This is a genomic window from Pseudomyxococcus flavus, assembly GCF_050038885.1.
GTDB classification, from domain to species: domain Bacteria; phylum Myxococcota; class Myxococcia; order Myxococcales; family Myxococcaceae; genus Myxococcus; species Myxococcus flavus.
Window position 1 is genome coordinate 4213361 of sequence record NZ_CP143624.1, and the last position, 12001, is coordinate 4225361.

General features: G+C 69.2%; 15 protein-coding genes. 7 read left to right on the top strand and 8 right to left on the bottom strand.

All coding sequences use genetic code 11. The annotated features are described in order from the left end of the window. Positions 1 to 151 precede the first annotated feature (151 nt). The 3 genes from VZL07_RS17705 to VZL07_RS17715 form a co-directional block, all read right to left on the bottom strand. The gene (locus tag VZL07_RS17705) at positions 152 to 580 is read right to left on the bottom strand and encodes a hypothetical protein (RefSeq protein WP_426756732.1); all 429 of its coding nucleotides are present in this window, start codon (positions 578 to 580) and stop codon (positions 152 to 154) included. A 200-nt stretch (positions 581 to 780) separates the two neighbouring features. Beyond that, the gene (locus VZL07_RS17710; RefSeq protein ID WP_426756733.1) at positions 781 to 1347 is read right to left on the bottom strand and encodes a DUF99 family protein; all 567 of its coding nucleotides are present in this window, start codon (positions 1345 to 1347) and stop codon (positions 781 to 783) included. Positions 1348 to 1421: 74 nt separating this feature from the next. Beyond that, positions 1422 to 1625, bottom strand: coding sequence for a cold-shock protein (locus VZL07_RS17715; RefSeq protein WP_426756734.1), 204 nt, complete (start codon positions 1623 to 1625; stop codon positions 1422 to 1424). 264 nt (positions 1626 to 1889) lie between these two features. On the opposite strand from VZL07_RS17715, the gene VZL07_RS17720 reads away from it, so the two are divergent. From VZL07_RS17720 to VZL07_RS17735, 4 genes are all read left to right on the top strand, one after another. Continuing rightward, a complete protein-coding gene (locus VZL07_RS17720; RefSeq protein WP_426756735.1) occupies positions 1890 to 2447 on the top strand; it encodes an SPW repeat domain-containing protein in 558 nt (185 codons plus the stop codon). Further along, the gene (locus VZL07_RS17725) at positions 2444 to 2764 is read left to right on the top strand and encodes a transcriptional regulator (RefSeq protein ID WP_426756736.1); all 321 of its coding nucleotides are present in this window, start codon (positions 2444 to 2446) and stop codon (positions 2762 to 2764) included. The genes VZL07_RS17720 and VZL07_RS17725 overlap by 4 nt, the downstream gene beginning before the upstream one ends. A gap of 159 nt (positions 2765 to 2923) precedes the next feature. Next, complete coding sequence (locus tag VZL07_RS17730; protein ID WP_426756737.1) at positions 2924 to 3412, top strand: SRPBCC family protein; 489 nt, start codon at positions 2924 to 2926, stop codon at positions 3410 to 3412. A gap of 38 nt (positions 3413 to 3450) precedes the next feature. After that, positions 3451 to 3996, top strand: coding sequence for an SRPBCC family protein (locus VZL07_RS17735; RefSeq protein WP_426756738.1), 546 nt, complete (start codon positions 3451 to 3453; stop codon positions 3994 to 3996). Between the two features lie 105 nt (positions 3997 to 4101). Here the strand turns inward: VZL07_RS17735 and VZL07_RS17740 are convergent, their stop codons facing one another. From VZL07_RS17740 to VZL07_RS17750, 3 genes are all read right to left on the bottom strand, one after another. Further along, complete coding sequence (locus tag VZL07_RS17740; protein ID WP_426756739.1) at positions 4102 to 4491, bottom strand: hypothetical protein; 390 nt, start codon at positions 4489 to 4491, stop codon at positions 4102 to 4104. 205 nt (positions 4492 to 4696) lie between these two features. Next, positions 4697 to 5668, bottom strand: a complete 972-nt coding sequence (locus tag VZL07_RS17745; protein WP_426756740.1) for an aldo/keto reductase — start codon at positions 5666 to 5668, stop codon at positions 4697 to 4699. A gap of 399 nt (positions 5669 to 6067) precedes the next feature. Further along, positions 6068 to 6877, bottom strand: coding sequence for a M57 family metalloprotease (locus tag VZL07_RS17750; protein ID WP_426756742.1), 810 nt, complete (start codon positions 6875 to 6877; stop codon positions 6068 to 6070). Positions 6878 to 7486: 609 nt separating this feature from the next. On the opposite strand from VZL07_RS17750, the gene VZL07_RS17755 reads away from it, so the two are divergent. Together VZL07_RS17755 and VZL07_RS17760 are read left to right on the top strand one after the other, a co-directional pair. Next, positions 7487 to 7849 carry a YciI family protein gene (locus VZL07_RS17755; RefSeq protein WP_426756743.1) on the top strand — a complete coding sequence of 121 codons (363 nt, stop codon included), beginning with the start codon at positions 7487 to 7489 and terminating at the stop codon, positions 7847 to 7849. Between the two features lie 27 nt (positions 7850 to 7876). Beyond that, positions 7877 to 9136 (top strand): RNA polymerase sigma factor, encoded by a 1260-nt coding sequence (locus tag VZL07_RS17760; protein WP_426756744.1) that lies wholly within the window; start codon positions 7877 to 7879, stop codon positions 9134 to 9136. Positions 9137 to 9235: 99 nt separating this feature from the next. On the opposite strand, the gene VZL07_RS17765 is transcribed toward VZL07_RS17760, so the two are convergent. Further along, positions 9236 to 10147 (bottom strand): SDR family NAD(P)-dependent oxidoreductase, encoded by a 912-nt coding sequence (locus VZL07_RS17765; RefSeq protein ID WP_426756745.1) that lies wholly within the window; start codon positions 10145 to 10147, stop codon positions 9236 to 9238. A gap of 87 nt (positions 10148 to 10234) precedes the next feature. Between VZL07_RS17765 and VZL07_RS17770 the strand changes: the two genes are divergently transcribed. Further along, a complete protein-coding gene (locus VZL07_RS17770; protein WP_426756746.1) occupies positions 10235 to 11158 on the top strand; it encodes a LysR family transcriptional regulator in 924 nt (307 codons plus the stop codon). A 48-nt stretch (positions 11159 to 11206) separates the two neighbouring features. Here the strand turns inward: VZL07_RS17770 and VZL07_RS17775 are convergent, their stop codons facing one another. Then, entirely contained in the window at positions 11207 to 11914 is a 708-nt protein-coding gene (locus tag VZL07_RS17775; RefSeq protein ID WP_426756747.1) for a glutathione S-transferase family protein, read from the bottom strand. Positions 11915 to 12001 lie beyond the last annotated feature (87 nt).

Below are 12001 nucleotides of genomic sequence, written 5' to 3' on the forward strand. Positions count from 1 at the left end.
GCGGATGCACGAGCACCTGAGCATGCGCCTACGCCGTGGCGCCTCAAGCCACGCGGCACGCTCTGCCCTCGCCGATACGCGCGCACCTGGAACGTGCGCGTCCGCGCCGTGGCCCTCAAGGCCACCCGTCACTGCCGCTGATGCGCGTGGGTCAGCGCGCCGCGTGCTCCACGGCGCCATCCGGAGAGGCGCCGAGGAAGTAGCGTGAGCGCGCCTTGGCGAGCTGAGCGTGTGCCTCCTCCAGCGACACGCAGTCCAAGGTGATGTCGTTGTCCGCCGCCGCCGCGGAGGCCACGCGCGCCGTCTGCAGCCGGGCGATGGTGGAGTCCGAGACATGCGCGCACATCACGCAGCCCATCTGCCGGCCGTAGGCCACCACCTCGCCGAAGAGGGCCGCGGACTCCGGCTCCAGCGTCCTGAGCCCACGCATGTCGGCGAGCACCAGGTGGCGTCCTCCCCCATAGGAATCCGTCTCGAGACGGTACCGGTTCGCGAAGTCCCGCATCTCGTTCGGCCTGACGAACCCACTCAACCGCACGGTGACGGTACGGCGATTCTTGTCATTGCTGACTTCGAACATGCGTGCGCCCTCCTCGCGAGGACAAAGATTAACATAAAAACAAACGGGGTTCCATGCGGCCCCCCAGGGCAGGTTCAGGGCCGGATGGGGGCACGTGCGTGTCTGGTTTGTCTGACGCCGGTGGAAGATTCCCCCACGCTGGCACCAGCATGTGCTGACAGCGCAATCCTGCGCTGCCACATGAAACCCCATGGGAGGGTTCAGGCGCGCTGGCTGCTCTCGCCCGTGACGACGGCCGAGCCGATGAGGTGCGCCAGCCTGAGCGCCTCGGGGACGTGGCCCCGGTCCGTCACCAGGGCCAGCGCCTGGGCCACCCAGGCGGGCTCGGCGCCCTGGACCTGGAAGGTGAAGCCTCCCAGCTGGTGGACGGGGCCCGCGCGCTTCAGCTTCGCCCAGCGGGCCCCCGCCCGGGGCAGGCGCCGCAGCGCGCGCTCGACGGCGTCCAGGTCCGGTGGCCGTCGCATCACCGCCACGCAGGGGCGCTTCAACCGCTGGGCCAGCAGGGGCAGGTCCACGACGTTGAAGCCGCCAAAGGCAATGCCATCCAGCAGCACCAGGTGGAGCTGCGGCAGGAACTTGCCGCCCTCCAGCAGCCGGCACACCTCCTGGGTGGCATTCCAGCCATCCCGGCGCACGCGTCCCCAGACGAGCCCTTCGAAGCGCGTGCCTCCGCACACGACGCCGGCCAGGGGCACGGCGGCGCCAGGGCGGCGCGCGAAAGGGCCGTCATCGAAGCCAATGACTCGGGGAAAGCGGGGCAGGCGCATGGTGTGTGTCAAAGAGAAAGCCCGGACCCGCCAGTGCGCGAGACCGGGCTTTCGTGGCTTCGCCGGACCGCCGTTCAGGTCGCGCGAACGTTCTGCGCCTGCAGACCCTTGGGGCCGCGGCCTACGTCGAACTCCACCTTCTGGCCTTCCTGCAGGGTGCGGAAGCCATCCATGTTGATGGCGCTGTGATGGACGAACACGTCCTCACCGCCGCCGTCCTGCACGATGAACCCAAAGCCCTTCGCATCGTTGAACCACTTGACGGTACCGGTTGCCATGAATCGCGTTCTCTCGTTCCAAAGCGGCTGGGGCCGCGGATATCGCCCTCTCAGAAACTGAAGGGCTTTGCTGCGGCCTCTAGTCTGCCCGGGGCGGGCCGCCAAGTGGAAGCCCCCCTGGTTGCTTGCTGCTTGGGAAACATCAGGTGGACAGGGTTCCTACCCCCGGTGCCCGGGCAGGCAAGGGGCGTATCGCCATGCGTCACGGTCCGCGTGCCTACCGTAGTGGCGACTTCACGACGGGATGACCGGAAGGAGCGCCATATGGCTGAACCGCAGACCCAGAGTCCGTCCACCCCCCGACTCGTTCCACCGCCGGCCCCCGTGGAGGGGCGCGTGCGGCGAGGCATCCACCGCGCCATGGACCGGAGCGCCGCCGCGGGAATCATGTCCCGCCCGCTCCTGGGACGCCTGCCCTTGCGGCGGTGGGTGCCCCAGGACCTGCACTCCCTCATGGACTACAAGGGTGGGACGGCCTCGGTGGTGGCGGGTGTGCTGTCGGGAGACCCCGTGGCAAAGTCCGCCGGCGTGGCCCTGGGGGCCACCATCCTGGGTGTGTCATTGCTGACCGACTATCGCCTGAGCCTGACAAAGCTCATTCCCATCGAAGCGCACGAAATCGCGGACCATGCGTTTGGCGCGGCCTCCATCCTCGCGCCCTTCGTCCTGGGGTATGCGAAGCGCCATCCGGTGGCGGCTGCAATCCATGTGGTGGTGGGCGTGTCCACCATCCTCGCCTCGCTGGTGACGGACTACCGGTGCCAGACGGGCATGCACCTGGGCGGTGAGCTGGCGACGGACCCGGGGGCGATTGGCGCGTGAGCACCCCCGTTCCTCCAGCGCGCGGCAGTACCGTGCGCGGCGCGCTGGAGGCGGCGCTGGCGTCCGCCCCGGAGAGCGGCCTGACGTCTAAGGACCTCTCCGCCCTGGTGGGCATCTCCGAGAAGGACGTCGCGGGGCACCTGGAGCACCTGGAGAAGTCCCTCAAGGCCCAGGGCGCCCGACTGGAGGTGTTGCCCGCCACCTGCCTGGCGTGCGGCTTCACCTTCAAGGAACGCAGGCGCTTCACGCGGCCCGGAGCGTGCCCGGAGTGCCGCTCCACGCGCATCGACCCGCCTGCCTTTCGCGTCATCCGTTGAAAGACAGAGGGGGCGTCACCGGCGAACGCGCTGCCGCGGTGTCGGCGATGCTTCACCATTTGGTTGACAGTCGACCGGTGATGGTCAAAGTTCAACCAACTGGATGAATATCGGGCGTGAGGGGCTTGGGCCTCGGCGCGCCCGGGGAGAGACGCGGACATGAGCTCGACGCAGGACATGCAGGGCGCGCCGGTCGCCAAGGCCACGATGATGATTCGACGTCCCGCGGCGGAGGTCTTCGCGGCGTTCGTGGACCCCGCCATCACCACGAAGTTCTGGTTCAGCCGGGGGAGCGAGCCCCTGCGGCCCGGCGGCACGGCGCAGTGGTTCTGGGACTGGTACGGCGTGTCGGCGAACGTGAAGGTGCTGGACTTCGAGCCTGGGGCGCGGCTGCGCATCGAGTGGGGTGACACGGGGGAGATGACCACCGCGGAGTGGACCTTCACCGCGCTGTCGCCGGAGCGCACCTATGTCCGCGTCGTCGAGTCTGGCTTTCGAGGGGATGACAAAGCTGTCGTCGCGCGCGCGCTGGGTAGCACGGAGGGCTTCAACCTGGTGCTGGCGGGGGCCAAGGCCTGGCTCGAGCATGGCATCCAGCTCGCGCTCGTTCCGGACCACTTCCCCGAGGATGCGCGTCACCTGGGCTGAGCACGCCCCTTGTACCGACTCCCCCCACAGAGGCTTCCATGAAACGTGATTCCCACGGCTGGTTGCTGTCAGCCGACACGGTCCGAATCGAGCGGCTGCTGCCCGGGCCCATCGAGCGGGTCTGGACCTATCTCACCGAACCGGAGAAGCGCCGGCTGTGGCTCGCGGGCGGGCCCACCGAGACGAAGGTGGGCGGCAAGGTGGCCCTGGAGTTCCGACACGCCGAGCTGTCGGAGGAGGCCGGCGCGCCGCCGCCGCGACACGAGGACATGGCGCGGGCGCATGTCAACGAGGGCCGCGTGACGGCGTGCGAGCCCCCCCACCTGTTTGCCTATACGTGGGCCGAGAATCACGGCGACCCGTCGGAGGTCCGCTTCGAGCTGACCGAGCGTGAAGACGGTGTCCTGCTGACCGTCACCCACGTGCGTCTCGACGGCCGGGACACCCGGCGCAGCGTGGCGGGCGGCTGGCACACGCACCTGGACCTCCTCGTGGACCGCCTGGAAGGGCGGCCTTCGCCCAACTTCTGGGCGACCTACGAGCGCGTCCACGCGGAGTACAACACGCGCCCGGGCTTCGACTGAGGCCGCTGGCGCCGCGCGGGGCAGCGCGTCTCCGGTCGAGTGGCTCGGCGGAGCAACGGAGGCTCGGGTGCGGCCCTGGGGGGGCCCGCACCCGGCGTTCAGCGCTTACGGCAGGTGCGGCGTCGGGTCCTCGGGCGTGAGGAAGCAGTCAGGGTCTCGGGTGAGGCACCGCGAGTTGCAGCAGCCGTCCGCGCGGCAGCTGCAGACGGGCTCGAGGATGGGCGAGCAGGACGAGGAGATGCCGTTGCACGTCACCGTGCCATTGTTGGCGCCGCTGGCGGAGCACGCGAACCCCGTTCCGGCGCACGACCTCGACGTGCCATTCGCGCACTGGATGCTGACCGTACAGTCTCCGGTCAGCGCGGACTCCTGCGTCTGGAAGTGGTCCTCGGAGGTGACCTCGTTGCCTCCCTGGACCTGCTCCTCGGCGGGCAGGGGCCCGCAGGACGTCAGCACCACCAGCGCCATGACGACAATTCCGGCCATCGACTTCATGAGGACCTCTCTTCGGTTGGGGGACACCGCGGGGGCTCCCGAGCGCGCTCGGGAGATGGCCTGACGTCAGTGAATCACTGGAGGCCATGGCGGCAGGGAATATGAGAGGAATTCCCTGTCGTCAATAGAGGGTGCCCGCGAGGGTTGGGTGTCTTTTCCAACTGGATGAGAGTGATTTGTGGCGTTTTATGTCTCGCCCGATGCGTCACCAGGCGTAGTCCTCTGGCGCGGGCTTGTGGCCCGGGAAGATGTCATCCAGTCGTGACAGTGTCTTGGTGTCCAGGGTGACGTCGAGCGCGCGGACGGCGGCGTCGAGCTGCTCGGACGTTCGAGGTCCAATGATGGGGGCGGTGACGGCGGGCTGGTGGAGCAGCCACGCCAGCGCGATATCCCCGGGCGCATGCCCCAGCTCGTCGGCGAGGGCCTCGTAGCGCTCGATGCGGTCGCGGTGCTTCTGGAGGGCTTCCTTGGCGCGCCCCTCCAGGCGGCGCTTGCCCTCCCGTTCCTTGCGGAGCACGCCGCCCAGGAATCCGCCATGGAGCGGAGACCAGGGGAGGATGCCCACGCCGTGGAACTGCGCGGAGGGAATCACCTCCAGCTCCACGGTGCGGGCCATCAGGTTGTAGAGCGATTGCTCGCTGACCAGGCCCATGAAGTTGCGCCGTGCCGCCGCGGCCTGGGCCTGGGCGATGTGCCAGCCCGCGAAGTTGCTGCTGCCGACGTAGAGCACCTTGCCCTGGGCGACGGCCACCTCCATGGCCTGCCAGATTTCCTCCCAGGGCGTGGCGCGGTCGATGTGATGGAACTGATACAGGTCGATGTAGTCCGTGCGCAGCCGCTTCAGACTGGCGTCCAGCGCGCGGCGGATGTTGAGCGCGGACAGCTTGCTCTCGTTGGGCCACTCGCCCATGGGGCCGTAGAGCTTGGTCGCGAGCACGGTGCGCTCACGCCGCTGGCCTCCTTTCGCGAACCAGTTGCCGATGACCTGCTCGGTGCGCCCCTTGTTCTCTCCGAAGCCGTAGACGTTGGCGGTGTCGAAGAAGTTGATGCCGTGGTCGAGCGCGGCATCCATGATGGCGTGGGACTCCGGCTCCTCGGCCGTCCAGCCGAAGTTCATCGTGCCGAGGCAGAGCCGGCTGACGGAGAGTCCCGAGCGGCCCAGGTGCGTGTACTTCATGGCGACTCCTCGATGGCCGGAGGCAAGGTCAGCTGCCATGGAGGACGGCCCGGCCGGTCGCCGTCCTCCGGGGCGCGGTGCCTGCTCCCCGCGGCGGGACGCGAGCGGTCCCCACCGGCCGCGAGCGCCATGCAAGGATGGGGCGACGCATTCAGGGCATCTGGAGCGGACGCCGGCCAGGGTTTTGCGATGGGCCTCGCGCCGGATGTCGAGCAGCCAACCGGGGCCGCCTCCCGCGCCGGGTGGACCGCGTCGGACCTGTCTGCGAGGGCGCGCTCCCGTCAGCACTGCGTGCCCGGGAGCCGACAGCGGTGGGGCCCTGGAGGGGGGCTCCCAAAACAACAGTGGGCCACCGCCGCGAAGGCAGTGGCCCACCGGTGCATCAGTCTGCGGCGCGGATTACGGGTACAGCGTGCGGGCGCCGCTGCGGTCGCTGCTGGTCAGCACCAGGTCGCCCGTCTGGGTGCCGCTGCACTGCGGGTAGTGCATGACGGAGCTGGCGTCATACGGCGTCAGCGCGCGCCACGCGTTGTCCTCGTAGCAGCCGGTGGTGGTGAGGCGGGTGTGCTCGTGGCGGAAGCCCAGCACGTGGCCCAGCTCGTGGCGGAGCACGCCCTCCAGCGTCCAGGGCGCGATGTTCTGGAACGACGTCGTCGAGATGAGGACGTTGGCGTTGCGGCGGGTGCTGTTGGGGAAGAAGGCGCGCGCCAGGTACTGGGCCGTCTTGGTCTGGTTCACGTCGAACACGACGTTGTTGTTGCGGTTGGTGCAGTTCGAGTCCTGGGAGCTGACGTGGACGAACTTCACGTTGGCGGCCGCTTCCCACTCCGCGGCGGCGCTCTTCATCGCGTTGACCACGCGCGTGTAGTTGTTACCGAACTTGGTGCTCACGCAGTACGTGAGGTTGAGCGCCTGGCTGGCGCTCCATTTGATGTCCCGGCCGCCGCTGTAATACACGGCCAGCTCGCCCCGCTGGGTGCCGATGCCGCTGACGGCCTGCTCGTAGAACTCGCGCAGCTCCGACTCCGTCGGCAGGAAGATGTCGCCGTCGACCACGAAGCCACCGGACTCGGGCTCCTGGTAGGCGCTGGCGCGGAACTCCTCGAAGGTGACCTGCTGCGTGTCCTGTGTCTCGGTCTCAGGGGCACCACACGCGGAGCCCAGCAGGGAGATGCCAGCCAGAAGAGCAACGGAGTGAAACTTGAACATGGTGAGCCCTCGAAGTGCATTCTCGGAATTGAATTGGAATGCTGGAAAAAGACCCCGGGACCGCGATATCGGACACACAGGACCAACCGAATTTTGAACCCAGCGTTTCGAGTCTCATCGGAGTCGTGGGGTCTTCGCTGACTCAGGAAATGTGCTCGAGGTTGTTCCAACTCCCAGCGGCTCTCGGTCCGCTCCGCTGAGACGCGACGGAGGCAGGGAGCGACGCCGATATTTGCGGGACGCTGGTTCACGGTGAGGAGGGGCTTGGTGATGCCATCTGTGAAGCCGCCACGTCCCTGGTGCCCGTGCCGACGCGTGTGTGCCGACGCTGGCATCCGCGCGGTGGCGCGGTAGCGGCCATCCGCCAGGTGCTGGCTCCCTGCGGACTCCATCTTCAGGTCGTAGGGCACGACCTCGGTCAGCCGTTGGTCCACGAGCGGCCGCGTCGTCCCGGTGGCCGCGTCATTCAGCAGGACGAGCAGGTCGCTCACGGAACTGCGGCTGGTAATCGGGAAGAAATCCCCGGGAAAATGTCGGTCGATTCCTGGGGGTTCCGTTCGACCACGGAAGCAGGGAGGCTCTTCTCCCCGCTGCCGTGAGGAACGACCCATGAAGTACCTGTTGATGATCTATGAGAACGAGAAGGCCTTCGAGTCGCTGCCCGAGGCCGAGCTCCAGCGGGTGATGGGGGAGCACGCCACCTTCACCGAGGCCCTTCAGAAGAATGGCAACTTCATCGCGGGCGAGGAGCTGGAGCCCACGGCGGCGGCCACGACGGTGCGCATCCGCGATGGCAAGCGCCTGACGACGGACGGCCCCTTCGCCGAGACGCGCGAGCAGCTGGGCGGCTTCTACCTGGTGGAGGCGCGGGACCTCGACGAGGCCATCGGCATCGCCTCCCGCATTCCGACCGCGCGCAGTGGCTGTATCGAGGTACGGCCGGTGCGAGAGTTCTCCCCGCCCCAGGGCTGACCGCCGGCCGGGCTGGCCACGCGCGTGATGACGGACCCTGCCTCCATTCTCGAACGGGTGCACCGTGAAAACTACGGGCGCATCGTGGCCACGCTCATCCGCGTGCTGGACGGCGACTTCGGCGCGGCGGAGGAGGTGGTGCAGGAGGCCTTCACCGCCGCGTTGACGCAGTGGCCACGCGAGGGCATGCCGCGCGAGCCGGCTGCCTGGGTGATGCGCGCGGCACGCAACAAGGCGGTGGACCGCGTGCGGCGCAACACGCGGCTGGGGACTCGCGTGGGCGAAGTGGAGGCGGTGGCGCGCATCGAACAGGCGCTGGCACCGCCTCCGGACGGTACGGAATGGCAGTCGGTGCCCGACGACTCGCTGCGGCTGCTCTTCACCTGCTGCCACCCTGCCTTGTCGAGCGAGGCACAGGTGGCGCTCGCGCTGCGCTGTCTGTGTGGGCTGACGACGGAGGAAATCGCGCGCGCCTTCCTCGTCTCGCCGGCCACCCTGGCCCAGCGACTGGTGCGGGCGCAGCGGAAGATTCGCGCCGCGCGCATTCCCTATGTCGTTCCGGAGCCGGATGCGCTGGCGGAGCGCACCGCGGGCGTGCTGCACACGCTCTACCTCGTCTTCTCGGAAGGCTATGCGGCCACGGATGGGCCCTCGCTGCTGCGGGTGGACCTCTGTGAAGAGGCCCTGCGGATGGCCCGGCTGGCGCGCTCGCTGCTTCCGGAGGAGCCGGAGGTGGCCTCGCTGCGAGCCCTGATGTTGCTCCACCATGCACGCCGCCGGGCGCGGGTCGCGGCGGATGGTGGGCTGGTGCTGCTGGACCGGCAGGACCGCGCGCTCTGGGACCGCGAGCAGCTGGCGGAGGGACTCTCCGAGCTGGACGCCGCGCTCGCCATGGGGGCCCGGGGCACGTACACCGTCCAGGCGGCCATCGCCGCGCTGCACGCCCAGGCGCCACGCGCGGAGGACACGGACTGGGCGCAGATTGCCGCGCTGTATGAGCGGCTGTCCGTCCTGACGCCGGGCCCGGTGGTGGCGCTCAACCACGCCGCCGCCGTGGCCATGGCGCGCGGGCCCGAGCACGGCCTCGCGCTGGTGGACGACCTGGAGTCCTCCGGGCTGCTGGCGGGCTACCACCTGCTGCCCGCCGCGCGCGCGGACCTGCTCCGGCGTCTGGGCCGGAAGGCCGAGGCCGCGGAGGCGTACCGGCGGGCCCTGGCGCAGGTCCGGACCGCGCCGGAGCGGCGCTTCCTGGAGGCGCGGCTGTGCGAGGTCGCGGGCGAGGCGTGAAGAAGCGCGCTCCCGCGACGGGGCCCGGGGCGTCACCTCGGCCAGCATCGAGGTGACGCGGTGGCGGCCGGCGCTCGATTCAGGGCGCCCGGCGTGTGCCTATAGCGCCACGGTCATCGCGCCGTCGATGACGAAGGTGGAGCCCGTCAGGTAGGGGTGGTCGTCCGAGGCGAGCATCAGCGCCGCCTGGGCGGTCTCCTCCGCGGTGCCGATGCGCTGGAGCCCGTGGACGTTCGCACGCGCCCACTCGGCGGCGAGCGCCTGGACTTCCTCCTCGGGGAGATGTTCCACGCCGAGCTGTCGCCGGACCAGGGGCGTGTCGATGGTGCCCGGGCAGAGGGCGTTCACCCGGATGCCCAGGGTGCCGTACTCCAGCGCGGCGGCCTGGACGATACCCACCAGGGCGCGCTTGCTCGCGGTGTAGGCCGAGCTGCCCTTTCGCGTGGCGAGCGCCTGCACGGACGAGGTCACCACAATCGAGCCGCCACCCCCGCTCAGCATGTGGGGGATTTGTGCATGCATCGCCGCGAACACGCCGCGCACGTTGGTGTCCATGAGGTCGTTCCACTCCTCCATGGACACCTCGTGGAGCCCCTTCGCCATGCTGATGCCCGCGTTGTTGAACGCGACATGCAGGCCCCCGTACTGCCCGACGACCGCGTCCACGAAGTCCTTCACCTCGCTGGGGTTGCGCACGTCGACCCGGTAGTAGGTGGCCTCTCCGCCCGACTGGCGGATGCGCTGTTGCACCTCCTGGCCCAGGTGCTCCCGCCGGCCGCAGAAGGCCACCTTGCCTCCTTCGGCGGCGAAGGCGATGGCCGCCGCGCGGCCAATGCCCGACGTGGCACCCGTCACCAGCACGACCTTGTTCTCGAAGCGTCTTCGGTTGGTCACCGAGGGCACGCCCACGGGCGAGCCGCACGCGACGTCCGCGGCGAGCACCGCGGTGCTCCCCAGTGCCGCCGTCAGCAAGGTCCTCCGCTCGAACCGCATGGTGTCCTTCGTCGTCATTCCAGCCTCCCAGGGCGAGTCCCGTTGAGGGCTCCACGAGTAGCAGCGCTGGACTGTGCGGATAATCCGCGTTAGTCGGCACGAGGCATGCGCTCCAGCTTCACAATGAAGCGAGACCAGCTCGACGGGGTGATGACGCTGCTGAGCGTCGCGCGGCTGCGAAGCTTCCGCGCCGCGGCGGCGGAGCTGGGCCTTTCTCCTTCCGCCGTGAGTCAGATTGTGCGGAGCCTGGAGGCCCGCGCGGGCGTGCCGCTGCTGTCGCGGACGACGCGCAGCGTGGGGCTCACCGAGGCCGGGAAGCGATTCCTCGAGCGCGCCGCGCCCGCGGTCGACGAGCTGCTCGCGGCCTTCGACTCGGCGCGCTCGCTGGGGGACAAGGCCAGCGGCCTGCTCCGCCTCAACGTGCCCCGCGCCGTCATTCCCTTCGTCATCGAGCCCATCCTCGAGGGCTTCTGCGCCGCGCATCCGGACGTGCAGGTGGAAGTCCATGCGGCGGACCACATGAGCCGCATCATCGAGGAGGGCTTCGACGCGGGCGTGAGGATGGGCGAGGCCGTGGACGCAGACATGGTGACCGTCCGTCTGACGCCCGCCTTTGGCTTCGCCGTCTTTGGCGCTCCGGCCTACTTCGAGCGGCACGGGCGTCCCAGGAAACCCGAGGACCTGCGCGCGCATACCTGCATCAACTACCGTTCGGGGGATGGCGCGTTGTACCGCTGGCAGTTCATGCGGAAGGGACAGCCGCTGGAGATGGCCGTCCAGGGGCGCGTCATCGTCAACGACTCCGCGCTCAACCTGTCCGCGGCCGTGAAGGGCCTGGGGCTGGCCTACGCGGCCGAGCCGCTCGCCGTGGAGCACGTGCGCGCGGGCCGACTCGAGCGCGTCCTGGCGTCGTACTGCCCGGGCACTCCCGGTTTCTTCCTCTACTTCCCCAGCCGCCATCAGGCGCTGCCGAAGCTCCGCGTCTTCATTGATTACGTGCGCAAGCACCTGCAGGTGCCGCGGCCCTGAGGCGCCGCGGCGGGCGGGGATGCGCCGCCCGCCGCGGTGTTGCGTGCCTCAGGCCGCCAGCCGCTGGAGGACATCCTCCAGTCGGACGTGTCCCTGGAAGGCGCCGCTGCCGCGGGGCGTCTCGCCCTTCTCGATGGCGTGGGCGAACTGTACGGCGGGGTCGGCCTCCAGCCGCTCGAACAGGGCCTGGAGCCCCGGATAGTCGCGGCGGTTCAGCACGTCGTGGTACTGGGTCCACCGGGCGATGCCGATGAAGTAGGCATCCGCCAGGGTGCGCTGTTCGCCCAGGAGCCACGGCTTGTTGTCCAGCAGCGTCTCGAGCTTCTGGTGCGCGGTGATGACCCTGCGCGCGCCATACGCGCGCAGGACCTGCTTCTCGGCCTCCGGCATCGAGTCGTGTTCGATGGCGTACCAGAGCGACCCGAAGGCGCTGAAGAACGTGGTGTTCAGGTAGCCGAGCATCTGGTTCAGGCGGTCGAAGCCCGGGGTGCCCTGGGCGAACCCCAGGCCCTTGTCCACGCCCCGCGCACCCAGGTGGTTGAGGATGGCCATGCTCTCGCTGATGAGCGCGCCCTTGTCGGTCATCAGGGTGGGCGTCTCCTCGACGGGGTTGATGCGGCGGTAGGTCTCGGTGGTGACCTCCTCGGGCATGACGATGCGGCACAGCCGGTAGGGCTGGCCCAGCCATTCCAGCGCGACGATGGAGCCGAACGAGCAGCCAGAGGGGACGCCGTAGAAGAGGGTAGGCAGTTCCATGGAGATTCTCCTGTCGAAACCCGAAGGCGCGATGCCTTCGATGCGGACAAGATGGCCGGGGGAACGTGCGCCGTGTAGACAGCGGAA

Excerpts from the sequence above, each read along its gene's own strand:
- VZL07_RS17705 (WP_426756732.1), bottom strand. The coding sequence starts at position 580 with ATGTTCGAAGTCAGCAATGACAAGAATCGCCGTACCGTCACCGTGCGG.
- VZL07_RS17710 (WP_426756733.1), bottom strand. The coding sequence starts at position 1,347 with ATGCGCCTGCCCCGCTTTCCCCGAGTCATTGGCTTCGATGACGGCCCT.
- VZL07_RS17715 (WP_426756734.1), bottom strand. The coding sequence starts at position 1,625 with ATGGCAACCGGTACCGTCAAGTGGTTCAACGATGCGAAGGGCTTTGGG.
- VZL07_RS17720 (WP_426756735.1), top strand. The coding sequence starts at position 1,890 with ATGGCTGAACCGCAGACCCAGAGTCCGTCCACCCCCCGACTCGTTCCA.
- VZL07_RS17730 (WP_426756737.1), top strand. The coding sequence starts at position 2,924 with ATGAGCTCGACGCAGGACATGCAGGGCGCGCCGGTCGCCAAGGCCACG.
- VZL07_RS17735 (WP_426756738.1), top strand. The coding sequence starts at position 3,451 with ATGAAACGTGATTCCCACGGCTGGTTGCTGTCAGCCGACACGGTCCGA.
- VZL07_RS17740 (WP_426756739.1), bottom strand. The coding sequence starts at position 4,491 with ATGAAGTCGATGGCCGGAATTGTCGTCATGGCGCTGGTGGTGCTGACG.
- VZL07_RS17745 (WP_426756740.1), bottom strand. The coding sequence starts at position 5,668 with ATGAAGTACACGCACCTGGGCCGCTCGGGACTCTCCGTCAGCCGGCTC.
- VZL07_RS17750 (WP_426756742.1), bottom strand. The coding sequence starts at position 6,877 with ATGTTCAAGTTTCACTCCGTTGCTCTTCTGGCTGGCATCTCCCTGCTG.
- VZL07_RS17755 (WP_426756743.1), top strand. The coding sequence starts at position 7,487 with ATGAAGTACCTGTTGATGATCTATGAGAACGAGAAGGCCTTCGAGTCG.
- VZL07_RS17760 (WP_426756744.1), top strand. The coding sequence starts at position 7,877 with ATGACGGACCCTGCCTCCATTCTCGAACGGGTGCACCGTGAAAACTAC.
- VZL07_RS17765 (WP_426756745.1), bottom strand. The coding sequence starts at position 10,147 with ATGACGACGAAGGACACCATGCGGTTCGAGCGGAGGACCTTGCTGACG.
- VZL07_RS17770 (WP_426756746.1), top strand. The coding sequence starts at position 10,235 with ATGCGCTCCAGCTTCACAATGAAGCGAGACCAGCTCGACGGGGTGATG.
- VZL07_RS17775 (WP_426756747.1), bottom strand. The coding sequence starts at position 11,914 with ATGGAACTGCCTACCCTCTTCTACGGCGTCCCCTCTGGCTGCTCGTTC.